Annotated in this window: 10 protein-coding genes; 6 read left to right on the top strand and 4 right to left on the bottom strand. The window is 40.8% G+C overall.

The window, feature by feature from the left end:
• The first annotated feature begins 126 nt into the window (after nt 1-126).
• The 5 genes from BLQ87_RS01410 (at nt 127) to BLQ87_RS01430 (ending at nt 8,701) form a co-directional block, all read left to right on the top strand.
• On the top strand, nt 127-750 hold the full coding sequence (locus tag BLQ87_RS01410) for an RNA polymerase sigma factor (protein ID WP_083361634.1): 624 nt from the start codon (nt 127-129) through the stop codon (nt 748-750).
• An 85-nt stretch (nt 751-835) separates the two neighbouring features.
• A complete protein-coding gene (locus BLQ87_RS01415) occupies nt 836-2,005 on the top strand; it encodes a FecR family protein (protein ID WP_074604254.1) in 1,170 nt (389 codons plus the stop codon).
• A gap of 238 nt (nt 2,006-2,243) precedes the next feature.
• On the top strand, nt 2,244-5,498 hold the full coding sequence (locus tag BLQ87_RS01420) for a TonB-dependent receptor (protein ID WP_172664790.1): 3,255 nt from the start codon (nt 2,244-2,246) through the stop codon (nt 5,496-5,498).
• A 19-nt stretch (nt 5,499-5,517) separates the two neighbouring features.
• Nucleotides 5,518-7,158 carry a RagB/SusD family nutrient uptake outer membrane protein gene (locus BLQ87_RS01425; RefSeq protein ID WP_074604256.1) on the top strand — a complete coding sequence of 547 codons (1,641 nt, stop codon included), beginning with the start codon at nt 5,518-5,520 and terminating at the stop codon, nt 7,156-7,158.
• A 115-nt stretch (nt 7,159-7,273) separates the two neighbouring features.
• Nucleotides 7,274-8,701: an aryl-sulfate sulfotransferase gene (locus BLQ87_RS01430; RefSeq protein WP_074604259.1), complete on the top strand. Its 1,428-nt coding sequence runs from the start codon at nt 7,274-7,276 to the stop codon at nt 8,699-8,701.
• Here the strand turns inward: BLQ87_RS01430 and BLQ87_RS01435 are convergent.
• From BLQ87_RS01435 to BLQ87_RS01450, 4 genes are all read right to left on the bottom strand, one after another.
• The gene (locus BLQ87_RS01435) at nt 8,698-9,351 is read right to left on the bottom strand and encodes a response regulator transcription factor (protein WP_074604261.1); all 654 of its coding nucleotides are present in this window, start codon (nt 9,349-9,351) and stop codon (nt 8,698-8,700) included. The genes BLQ87_RS01430 and BLQ87_RS01435 overlap by 4 nt on opposite strands.
• A 15-nt stretch (nt 9,352-9,366) precedes the next feature.
• Nucleotides 9,367-10,026 carry a sensor histidine kinase gene (locus tag BLQ87_RS01440; protein ID WP_143010301.1) on the bottom strand — a complete coding sequence of 220 codons (660 nt, stop codon included), beginning with the start codon at nt 10,024-10,026 and terminating at the stop codon, nt 9,367-9,369.
• Nucleotides 10,027-10,139: 113 nt separating this feature from the next.
• Entirely contained in the window at nt 10,140-10,802 is a 663-nt protein-coding gene (locus tag BLQ87_RS01445) for a hypothetical protein (RefSeq protein WP_074604266.1), read from the bottom strand.
• A gap of 10 nt (nt 10,803-10,812) precedes the next feature.
• Nucleotides 10,813-11,286: a hypothetical protein gene (locus BLQ87_RS01450; RefSeq protein WP_074604269.1), complete on the bottom strand. Its 474-nt coding sequence runs from the start codon at nt 11,284-11,286 to the stop codon at nt 10,813-10,815.
• 278 nt (nt 11,287-11,564) lie between these two features.
• Here BLQ87_RS01450 and BLQ87_RS01455 point away from each other — a divergent pair, with 278 nt between their 5' ends.
• Nucleotides 11,565-12,701 carry a hypothetical protein gene (locus BLQ87_RS01455; RefSeq protein WP_074604271.1) on the top strand — a complete coding sequence of 379 codons (1,137 nt, stop codon included), beginning with the start codon at nt 11,565-11,567 and terminating at the stop codon, nt 12,699-12,701.
• The last annotated feature ends 135 nt before the right edge of the window (nt 12,702-12,836 follow it).

Below are 12,836 nucleotides of genomic sequence, written 5' to 3' on the forward strand. Positions count from 1 at the left end.
GGTACTTTTTATGAAGTTAGTTCTGCTCCTTATGGTACAGGCATCTGCAAATTTTATTCTGGACGCTGGTTCTTTCGAAAGGAAGGCCAGCGTTCTTTGATCTTATGATAAATAATTAGCAAAACCATGAGTAGAACGCGACGATTGGATCAATATAATGCTGATGAAGACCATTTATTGTTAGAACGGGTCTTTGCCGGGGATGCGCTGGCATTTAACCAATTGTATGATCAGACCAATAGAAATATTTATAATGCGGTCATGACTTATGTGAAAAATGAGCACGTTGCCATTGAGCTTGTTCAACAGGTTTATGTCAAACTTTGGAACAATCGTCAAAAATTAAAAGAGGTAAGGAGTTTGAAGGACTATCTTTTTATTCTTGCCAGGAATTTAACGCTTGATCATTTTAAAAAAGTAACGATAGAAACCAGGTTCTTCGCAGAATTCAGTTCAAAGGGGAACAGCCCGGTAAGTACAACAGATGAAAGGATTGAACAATTAGAATATGATAAATTATTGAACAATGCGGTCGCGCAGCTACCTCCCCAACAAAAGGAAGTATGGCTATTGATCCATGAAGAGGAGCTGAGTTATGCGGACACTGCTGTTAAAATGAACATTTCCAGATTAACGGTGAAACGACATTTAGAACTGAGCCGCAAGAGCGTACGCGATTACCTCAGATCACATATATATACGGTGTTAACACTTCCTGTTTTCATCAGCACTTATCATTTTTTTAAGTGATACTTTCATTAGATTAATTATTTTTTTCCGCTGATTGGGCCATTTGTTTTTTGTAATCGTCTTTAGTTAAAATACGATTACAATAATGAAGAGCAGCCGTTTTTATACCCTTTTGCAGTATTTTAAAGAAGATGTGATTTCTGAGAAGGAATGGCATGAATTGCAGACCATGATAAAAACGGGTTGTTTTGATCAGTTGCTGGAAGATGACCTCTTAATTTCTTTAGCGGGTAAAGGAAAACAGGAGAAATGGACGGCGGATATCGAACAGGAAATACTGGCTGGTATTCATGCTCAAATAAGTGAACACTCAAACAGGTCTGGTTACAAACTATGGATCGCCGTGGCTGCGGTCTTTTTGCTGATGTCGACAGCAGGGATCATTTTCTTTAAATCAAAGGATCCGCTGCCGGCTAAGATAAATACCCTCTCCCATAAATATGATATTCCGCCTGGCGGAAATAGAGCGCTGCTTACCCTGCCGGGTGGCGAGCCTATCGTGCTAAATGATTCATCGATTCGTCAGCTTAAAAATCAGACCGGTGGTTCAATTGTTAAAGCCGGCAATGGCATTCTTGTTTATAAGGCAAATGCGCTGGCCGGGCAAGCAGGAAAAGAAATGTTCAATACCATCAGTACCCCTCGCGGCGGACAGTACCAGGTTATATTGCCCGACGGAACTCATGTCTGGCTAAATGCAGCTTCATCGCTTAGGTTTCCTGCTGCCTTTAAAGGAGAGAAACGTCTGGTGAAACTGAATGGCGAAGCTTATTTTGAAGTGGCGAAAAATAAACGGATGCCATTTATCGTACAGACCGAAAATCAGGAAGTTGAAGTATTAGGGACTCATTTTAACATCAGTAGTTATGCCGATGAAACCGCAACAAAGACCACGTTGCTGGAAGGCTCAGTTAAGGTAACTGCTCAGGCCGGTCAAAAAGTGCTTAGCCCCGGCGAACAGGCGCTGACCAATAAAGATACCCGGGTAATCAAGGTGATGCCGGTGAGCATAGAAGATGCTATTGCCTGGAAAAATGGCTATTTCGTATTTAATGATGAAAAGCTCGAAAGCATTATGCACCGTGTATCCAGGTGGTATGATGTGGAGTATCATTTTGAAGGTAAACAAGGCGATTTGTCTTTTTTAGGTGTCGTAGAACGATCAAAAAATATATCATCCTTATTAAAAGTGTTAGCATCAACTGGAAATGTTCATTTTAAAATAGAAGGGAGGAAAATTATCGTTATGCCATAACAATTACAAAAAGACGGTAGTTTAAGCAAGCCAGGGATGCGGGAACACCCCTGACTAATGTTTGGATATACCGTGATAAATTAAGCTATATCAACTAACCAATTATCGACACGATCTTTCTCTGTTAAAAGAGTAAAGAACCTGTTGTAATACCAAACAAACCAAATGTATGAAATTTTACGATCAATTCAGATTGAGCAGGCTGTCCGCCTGGAATTCTGGACTAATAATACGTATAATGAGGCTAACCATTCTCATCTTAATCAGTTGTTTACTTCAGGTAAGTGCTTCCACAAAGGCACAGAAGATCTCCCTGACTGAAAAAAATGCTTCGCTGGAAACCATTATCAGGAAGATCAGAAGTCAAACCAGTTATTATTTCGTTGGGAATACCGCCTTAATCAGAAAGGCAGGCCTGATCAATATTAACGTTAGGGAGGTGTCTATTGAAGAGGCGCTTAATCAGTGTTTTTTTAATCAGCCCCTGGCTTATTCTATTGTTGATAAGACTGTTGTCATTAAAAACAGGACTTCGCTTTCTCCATCGCAGAGCGCAGGACAAAAGATTTCCATCAAGGGGAAAGTTATGGATGAAACCGGAACATCGCTGCCGGGAGCTTCTGTAAAGGTAGAGGGTACAGAGCTGGCTACAACGGCCAATACCAATGGGGAATTTCAACTCGAAGTTCCCGATAAGGATGCTGTTCTGCTGGTCTCTTATGTCGGATATGAATTGACGCGTGTAAAGGTTCAGGAAGGCACGCTTATGGCCATCCGTCTTAAACCTCAGCTGCGGGACTTAAATGAGATCTTAGTGGTAGGTTATGGAACTAAAAGTAAACGGGAAATTACCAGTTCTATCGCTTCTGTAAATGTAAACGAAATCAGCGCAAATGCGTCGAATAATGTAACTGATGCGCTTCAGGGGCGTGTTGCCGGAGTATCGATTGAGTCGGGCAGCGGTGCGCCGGGAGCAGGGTCATCCATTACCATTCGTGGCTCCGGAACGCTTGGCGCCAATGGTCCATTGGTTGTGATTGACGGAATGCCTTTTGGCAGCCTGGACGGAATAAATCCTTCCGACATACAGAATATTGAAATCCTGAAAGATGCTGCGGCGGCAAGTATTTACGGATCCAGGGCTGCGGGTGGTGTGATTCTGGTTACTACAAAATTGGGTGGAAAGAACTCAGCGCCAAAAGTTCAGTTAAATGCGGTATATAGCAGCCAGTCGATTGCGAAGCGAATGTCTTTGCTCAATGGAGAACAATGGACGAATTTATTCAATGCTCATGGTGGGAATTTTTCTGCTTATAATGGAACGAATACGAATTGGCAAGAAGAAATTTTCAGGTCTGCCCCGGTTTATAAAGCCAATGCAGATGTTACAGGTGGATCAGAACACTTTTTGTATAGTTTATCCGGTAGCTATCTGAACCAAAAAGGTACGATCGAAAAAACCGATTTCAACAGCGCAAATTTCCGGGCGAAATCAGTATATGAAAAAGGCAGGATAAAAATCGGAGAGACCTTCATTTACAATAGAAACAATGGACGTTCACTTCCTCCGGGGGGAGATCAAACGCACAGTAATATATTGAGTTCCCTGGTCATGCCTCCAACTGTTCCGGTTTATAATCCTGTAAACCTGCCGGGTGGCTGGGGAGGGATCACCACCGGGATGAAAAACCTTTCCAATCCTGTAGCCATTTTGAACGCGAATGATTACAGAAACAACAGCAGCTCAGTAACCGCGGATATCTTTGCTGAAGTGAGATTGGTTGATCAGTTAAAATATAAAATCAATGCTGCATTATCAGAAAACAGGGGATTTGGCAATAATTACAGCTATGCCTATAATGACGGGAATGTAATCCTTAATCTGCCAACGTTGGCTCAGAATGCCGGAGTTTCAAATTCCTGGTTATTAGAGCATACACTTAGCTATGATAAAAAGATCGGCTTACATAATATTTCATTACTTGCCGGTTTTACCGCTCAAAGGGATACGACCAATTCTTTTAATGCGAAAGGCAATAACATTCCAAATGGGATTTATGCTTTATCAGCCGCAACCTCGGGGCAGTCGGTTGGAGGAGGATCATCATCTACAACAAGAGAATCCCTTATTGGAAGAGTTTCTTATTCCTACGATTCAAGGTACCTGATCAGTGCGTCGGTTCGTAGAGACGGATCTTCTATATTTCCATCAGGGTATCAGTATGGCGTGTTTCCATCGGTATCTGCAGGCTGGAATATCAGCAATGAAAAATTTTATGGCAATTCATCGGTTTCAGCATTTATGAATTCCTTAAAAATCAGGGGGAGTATAGGTTTGCTGGGTAACGATCAGATCCCAAACTATTCGACAATTAATGGGATTACCAATAACTTAAATTTCCTTACCAATGGGGGGATGGTATTGGGATCTATTCCCAGCGGAACAGCCTCTCCTCAGAATTTAAAATGGGAACAAACCAAGACCATCGATGCAGGCCTTGACGCCAGCTTCCTCAATGGCAAACTTTCATTGGTGTTTGACTGGTTTAATAAAACCTCAAGTGGGGTACTACTTGCGGTTCCAATACCACCGAGTGCAGGGATTAATGGTACGCCGACAGTTAATGCAGGTACAGTCAATAACAAAGGGATAGAGCTGGCTTTAGCATACTCCGATGTAGCGGGTGATTTTAGCTATAAAATAGGATGGAATCTGACTTCGATCCGAAATAGAATGACGGCAATTACTATCGGAAGCGGTAACCAGCAATTTGGTGATATAGAACGGGCAATAGTCGGGTATCCGTTGGGAAGTTTCTTTTTAATAAAAACGGATGGTGTTTTTAAAACACAGGCAGAGATTGATGGTTACAAAGGTCCAGGTGGTCAAAAGTTACAGCCAAATGCCCAGCCTGGAGACCAAAAGTTTATTGATTTCAATGGTGACGGGCAAATTGATAATAACGATCAGCAATATTCAGGAAGTCCTATTCCAACTTTAGAAACAGGACTGACTGGTACACTGGCATGGAAGAATTTTGACCTGAATTTATTGGTGCAAGGGGTTTTTGGAAATAAAATATATAACGGCGGCAGGATCTGGATCGAGCAAATGACTGCATATACCAATTTATCCAGCGATGTTTTAAATGCCTGGACACCTGAAAACAGCAGTTCTGACTTTCCGAGATTTACACTTGCAGATCCAAATTTAAACTCCCGTGGAAATAGCGACCGTTGGCTGGAAAAGGGCTCTTATATTAGGCTAAAGCGAGTTGAATTGGGGTATACGCTAGCCGAAGATATTGCAAAACGGTTAAATGTTGGAAAGATACGGGCTTATCTTTCAGGTCAGAATTTATTTACATTTTCAAAGTACAAAGGGTTCAACCCGGATTTAGGAAATGGTGGGAATCCGCTTTCCAGAGGTTATGACAGTGGAGCTTATCCGCTTCAACGAATTGTTTCCCTGGGCTTAAACGTATCTTTTTAACTCAATAATTAGAGAAATTATGTATAGAAATATAATAAAAACAATGGCACTGGTATTTCCGGTTGCGTTGTTTATGATATATGGTTGTAAAAAGGATTTTCTTAAAACAACTAATCCAAATCAGATCACTGAAACCCAATTCTGGAAAACCGATGCCGATGTAATGTCGGCTGTAGCTTCGGTTTATAGTCCCTTGCGCCAACCTTTGTATGGGTATTGGGGCGCATTTATCGGCATTCAGAATATCAATTCACTGGGCGATGATGTGCTTACGTTTCCAGGTGGAGAAGCCGCAACGACTAATATTGCGCTATTCACGAATGAAGCTACAAATTCTGATGCCGCTTCCATTTTCTCCACGCTTTATAAATCCATTTATCGCGCCAATCAGGTGCTGACCAATATCGATAAGGTTCCGATCCCTGAGGAGAAGAGAAAGGCATATATCGCCGAAACGAAGTTTCTGCGTGGACTTTGCTACTTTACCCTGGCCTCAAATTTTGGGGATGTACCGCTGATTATTACTTCAGCAAAGACTGCATCAGATCAGTTTGTTCCAAGTACGCCTGTAAACCAGGTTTATGAGCAGGTCATTCTGGACTTTACGGATGCTAAAAACGGATTGCCTGAGGTAAGACCTTCAGCAGATATGGGAAGAGCAACAAGTGGTGCGGCCATTGCCTATCTGGGCAAGACTTATCTGTATACTAAAGATTATCAGAAAGCTGCGGCTACTTTAGCCTTGTTAAATTCGAGCCCCTATAATTACGATTTGGTTCCCGAGTTCTCCGATAATTTCACCAGTAAAAATGAGTTCAATAAAGAAGCCGTTTTTCAGTGGGTTTATGGCCCTTTTGGAGATCCATATAACCCTTGGGGAGCAGAAAATGCAAATGCAGGAATGTACAATTATTTACCTCAGCTGATCGGACCGCGTGCCGGAGGAGGCTGGTTTAAATATGTGCCAACTAATTATTTGGTGAATCAGTTTATGCTGGAGAAAAGACCTGCGGGTTCGGACACTAAATTTGACAAGCGGATGTATTATACCTTATCATGGAAACGCTCAAATTTCGGTGAAGCTGACGTTACCTGGTATGGAGGAACCCAGACTTTCGACCAGCTTTGGGCCTCTGCCCGTGCCAATGTAACCAAGATCTCTCCTGCATCATTGTTAGATACCATCAGCCCCGGCAAGTTCTTAATTAATAAATTTACCAATGGCTGGAGTGGCGTAGCGAGTGCAGATAATTATTGGTCGGCTACACCTTCTACCGCTAATAATGTAATTATGCGCTATGCGGAGGTGTTGCTGATGCATGCTGAAGCTGTTGCACAAAATGGAGATTTGGCAACTGCTATTATTGATGTCAATAAAATCAGGCAAAGAGCAGGGCTGAATGCTAAAACGGCTGCGGACCTTCCGGATTTAACAAGTGTAATGAATGAAATTAGTCATCAAAAGATGCTGGAATTGTTCTTTGAGCAGAATAGGTGGCATGATTTAAAACGTTGGTATACACCGGCGAATTTAAAGGCCCATTTTACGACAGTAAATAAGCAAGGTGCCCAGTATCTGCAACCTAGAAACTATATTTTCCCAATTCCGACAACTGAGTTGCAAACGAATAATAAAATTAAACAAAATCCTTTGTGGTGATTTTTTTAGACGGATATTAAATTAGTGCAATCTACTTAACCAGGTGTTGCCTAATTTGATATCCGTTGCTTTCGCCCTGTAACCCGGAGATTTATCACTATATATTTCATATCAAATGTTTTCAAAAATAAACCAGTCAAGACTATTTTTTATTGGATTGATCATCGTTGGAACCTGTATTACTGCATGTGTTGGTGCCGGGTTTGGCACTTTCAAAAATATTTCATTAACTGAAACAGGAGATGGTAACGCATTGAGGGTTGTGGTCAATTTTGCTTGTGCTAAACAGCAAGATGCCTATGTGGAGTACTGGATGAAGGGACAAAAAGATAAACTGTCTACAAGCCCTGTTTCTACTCAAAAAACGGACTTTAAAATAGTGCTGACCAATCTGAAATTTAACACTGATTATCAATATCGTTTGGTATCGGGTAGTAATGGGGTCAGGTTTCAATCTGATGTGTATTCCTTCAGGACAAAAGATATTCCCGATGGATTATTAGGTCTGTATCATGTTGGTGATAAAAATCTGCAATACCTGCCTGCCGAATTTAAGGAAGGTAGCATGATGGTTTACAACAGAGAAACACCTGGTTTTATTGGTATGATAGATTATAAGGGTGATTTGCGATGGTATCATAAATTAAAGAATACCGGAGTTAAGGTGGCTCATTTTACTCAAAATAAAACCATTCTTTCCATTTTAGCTCCAATGGATTATCCTACGAGTTACGGGAATGAAATTTTGGAGTTATCACTTGCAGGCGATACCATTTTTTATCTGAAAAAGGGGGAGAAGGATTTCAGGCAAACCATTCATCACGAAATATTACTCAACGCCAGGAATCAGTACGTTACCTTATCGGCAAATGAAAGAGTTGTCGACTTAAGGACTGTGGGTGGAAAAGCAGCGGATACCGTAAAAGGAGATGGGATTTTAGTCCTGGATAAGTCTGGAAAAAGAATCTGGAGCTGGAGTGTTTTTGATGCACTTGACCCCTTAAAAGACAAGAATATTTTAAAGGAAGCGAAAGATTGGATGCATGCCAATAGCCTCTTTATTGATGCTGATGGGAATTATATCATTTCATTTTATAATAATGGACAGATCTGGAAGGTGAATGCTGCCAATAAAAAGGTGATGTGGAAATTCGGAAATGGAGGCGATTTCGGCTTGCCCCGGAATGTGGGATTTGACCAGGGACATGCGGTACATAGAAACAGTCAGCATCACCTCATGTTGTTTGACAATGGAACCAGTAAAAAGCAGTCGCAGGTATTGGTTTTTAGCTTAAACGAAGTGTCTAAACAAGCATCATTACAATGGCGTACGCAATTGCCGGAAGGGATTTTTACAGACAGAATGGGAAGTGCCTATTTGATTAACGATAGCACTGTTTTAACTTGTGTTTCTAAACAAAATCAGGTATTGCTGACCAATAGAAAGGGGGAGGTGTTGTGGAGTATGAGGTGTGCCAATACCCCTTACCGTGTGGAGTTTGTACCGTTTAGTAAATCAAAACCTTATATAGGTGAATTTTAGATGGTAATGATTCCACTTTTTACTGCGTAAATAACCAAACCTGCAATGTTTTTAGAGCCTACTTTTTCGAACAACCTGGTGCGATAACCTTCCACTGTACGCACACTTAGAAATAATTTATCTGCAATCTCCGTATTGCAGTATTCTTCGCAGATGAGTTTAAGGACTTCAATTTCACGCTCGTTTAGCCTGGCATCTTTTTCATGCAGGCGGTGCATGAAGTTGATACCCAACAGCTCTTTAGCCATGGTTACCGACAGGTCGTCGTTAAAATAAAAACCTTTAGTGTGTACGTTTACAATGGCCTCCAGTATCTCTTCGGGTTCTGCATTTTTTAAAAGATAGCCCGAAGCACCCAAACGCATGGCATTTAAAATGTATTTATCCTCGTTATGCATGGAAAGTACCAATATTTTAATGTCTGGAAAGTGTTGATGAATATAGGTTATGGCCTGCATTCCATCCATTTCCGGCATTTTAATATCCATCAGGATGACATCTGGTTTCTGATTGATAATTTGAGCGATCAGGTCTTTGCCGTTTGTTGCTTCTATAATTAAATTGAGTTGGGCGTAGTCTTCTAAAGTGAATTTTAAACCTTCACGGAATATTTTATGATCATCAGCGATAGCTAACTTTATTAAGTCCATAAGTTAAAGATATGGTTAATTGTCAAGTTTATTGATGTTTAAAGTAATCGTGGTTTGTGTGCCTTTTTCCATTTCTGAATAGGTTTTAATATCGGCTTTTATTAATTGGGAACGGCTTTGCAGGTTTTTTAAGCCAAAACCATGTACAATAGTTTTTTTATTAAAACCGATACCATTGTCTTTAAAGTTTAAGCAGAGCAGTTCTGCTTCTTTGTCTAAGGTAACCTCAATTCTGGAAGCCTGTGCATGTTTTATGGCATTGCCAAACAATTCCTGCATCATGCGGTAAAGCGTGATTTCTATTTCAGGCGTAAAGCGTTCTGCATTTAAATTCTGACGGTAATTTACCTGCATGTCCGTATTTTGCTGCACATAATTACACAGGTCTTTCAGGGCGTCTGCCAATCCAAAATCTATTAAAACCGGAGGCAAAACATTGTGGATAATGTTTCGTATCTCCTGTATACATTCGTCGGTTAATTTGCGGGTACAGGCCAGCAAAGCTGATGCGTTTTCGGCATTGCCGGATAATTTGTCAATGCGATGCAAATTTAATTTAATGGCCGATAAAACCTGCCCAACACTATCGTGCAGATCAACTGATAAGCGTTTGCGTTCGCTCTCCTGCGTTTCGAAGACTGCACGCAGAAAGCTGTTCTGTGCTTCGGTTTGCATTTTACGCTTTTCTTTCTGGTACTTTAGTATTTTTCGCTGGTAAAGAATTATAAATAAAAACAGGAACACCAGTAGTAAAACTACTACAAGCGTACCAATAATAAGTACTTCGGTTATATCGTTTTCTGTGGTTTGCAAAGTAAGGCAATTGCGAATAAAGCGTTAGCGATGATATTGATGACAGAGTGAATGGTCCAGAAATTTGACGATAACGGTCCCAGAGATCTCATGAGCATAAATAAGAAAATATTGATACTACAGTAGGATAAAACTCCGGCACTTATCCAAAACATAGGTTGCTTTTCTAAACGAACAATTTCAACCTGATCAAGCAATTGCCAGAAATATAATAAGGACAATAAAATTAAGGTCACGCTTAAAATTGTATTTCCAATAGAAGGAAATTTTAATAGACCTTCTATAAAAAATGCATTGATTAAAATTAGCACTCCGGCTATTCCGGCAAAAACTATGGAGGTCCTTTTTAAAGTTAATTTATTAAATGCATTAAAGTAGATTAACGCATAAAAAAAAACACTTACCAATAGAAATAAATGAATTAACGGTGCATTATTGGCACGCCCGCCGGTGGTAATTAGTGTGACGTTAAAGTGCATCACTAAAAGCAAACTAAAGTCGAACAGACCCGAAATGATAAAAAAGGCAGCAGCAATTTTCTGCAGGTGATTTAAGTGCCTGCGGTTAACTATTGCTGCTGCTATGGGCAAAAGTGCCGACAAACTGGATAAATTTTGTAAAAGGAGAGACGTTGACATAATCGATGCTTTAACTTGTCAATTCATTTTCCGGGCAACCCGCACCTCCGGGGCATGGAGAGGCCTGTTCTGCCATCGTATATTTTTCTGTGCTAAAAGACATGGCCATCATTACCTTTTCCGAGCCTTCCGGAGCTATCGTTGGGACCTGCTCAGGAACCTGATCTATGCCATCTTTATCGCTACCTACCAGGATGAGGTGTTTTACGCCATAGGCGCCGGCAATCCAACGCAAGAAATTACTTACGGCAATAAAAATACGCTGAATCCAATTTAACCTTAATTCATTCGCATAATAGATACGGATGCCCAGACAATCGGGTTGGGCAAGGATCTGCTGTAAAATCTGATTGCCAAAAAAATGTGAAATCGTTTCATTGGGATTCATGATGCGATAATGTGCTGTCCAGGCAGCTGCAATCTTTGAGTCTATTGGATTGCCTTCAGTACCATCAATAGGGTGTTGTCTGTTTTTAGTTTCCATTGTTATAAGATTCGTTTAGTTTGGTTTACTAAAATTAGATATTTATCAACTGTATTTCAAAGACTTAGCGTCAATAAACTGCCTTTTGTTAATAATTGCGTAAAAGCCATATCGCACCTGCGTATTAATACGCAGGCAGAAACCGTGGCGGCTACCTTGTGTATCGTTGGCATTCATTAGAACTTTAATCTATCAAAAAAAGCGAATCTAAAGGGTGGTCTTATCCTCCTTTGATTGGAATTAAAAATCCCTATTGAGTAAACAACAAATTAAAAAAAATGGAAAGTAAAGATGAATCCCTAAAAGTTCCCTGCTGTCCGGAATTGTTAAAAGACAGCAATTGCGATGTACTGGTTTTTACACGTACATTAAATTATCCACTGGCTATAAAAGGGCAGGACAGGCAAACAGCCCTGATGGCCCAGCTATTAATTAGCTTCAGGTTAAGCCGATGTACTATAGGTAGTGTGCTGGGTGATCCGGTTTATACCACGACTTTATTGCCTGGCGAAAAAGTACGTTTGGTGACCACCGACAGAAGAAGCAAGTTTACTTACGATGCCAGTACCCAGTTAAGCTACCGTTCTGAACAGATATCAGAGGAACAATACTTTATGAAAGCATCACAAAGCTATTTTTCTGATATGGAAAACAACCAATCGGGACATCAGAGCAGCCAAAATAAAGACCATTGGGATTTTAGCGGGAGCTCGGGTACCAGTATAGATCCCAATCCATTTAGTCCGGGTGTAGATTCTAATAGCAATTCTAATAAAAACCACAACGGTTCCTCTGCCCTCGATTATTTAAACAGTCAAAGCAGTCATATGCGGGCTTCGGCAAGCCAGGCTGTAAATGCCACACACAAAGCACATTCCGTTTCGATTGGTGAGGTAGCCACGAAGGTACACGCCGAAGGCCAGTCAGAAGATCATTTTGAATCTTCATCCAGGGAGTTTTCAAACCCTAATGGTTGTCATGCGGTGTCCTACTTTTTTTATCGGATGAATAAAAAGCAAGTGGTAAAATTTGAATTGCTAAGCATAGAAAAATTAATCAGTGTCTCTGGATTTTCAAATCTCGCTTTTGTAAATCCGACCATAACACCTGCTATGCGCGAAGAAGCTTTAAAAGAGTTAAACAAAGACTTAATCGCGGCCGGTATTTTAGATGATAAAGGCGAAATATCAGCTGCCTACCGCAAGAAATTTGAGTTTTCGATGGAATTCTCTTTACCAACTGCCGGCGTCATTGTAAAAGGCTGTCTGGACGAATGTAACACCTGCGAGCCTGCTGCAAGAGAACGTATTCATTTGCAAAATGAACTTTTACGTAAACAAATAGAACTACTCGAAAAATCACAGGAATATCGCTGCTGCCCTAATGATTGTGATGCCGGCGAAGAAGACAATTAAGTTTTGCGCACCAATAACGCTCAGCATGCCAACGGGGGGAAAGCTGTTAGTCTGAGCGTTTATGTGTCCTTCCAGGCGATGTTGGAGCCCGCTTATCTAAAATTAAAACAGAGGAGTCTGCCGAAAATCCGATGA

Source organism: Pedobacter steynii, assembly GCF_900103665.1.
Taxonomy (GTDB): domain Bacteria; phylum Bacteroidota; class Bacteroidia; order Sphingobacteriales; family Sphingobacteriaceae; genus Pedobacter; species Pedobacter steynii.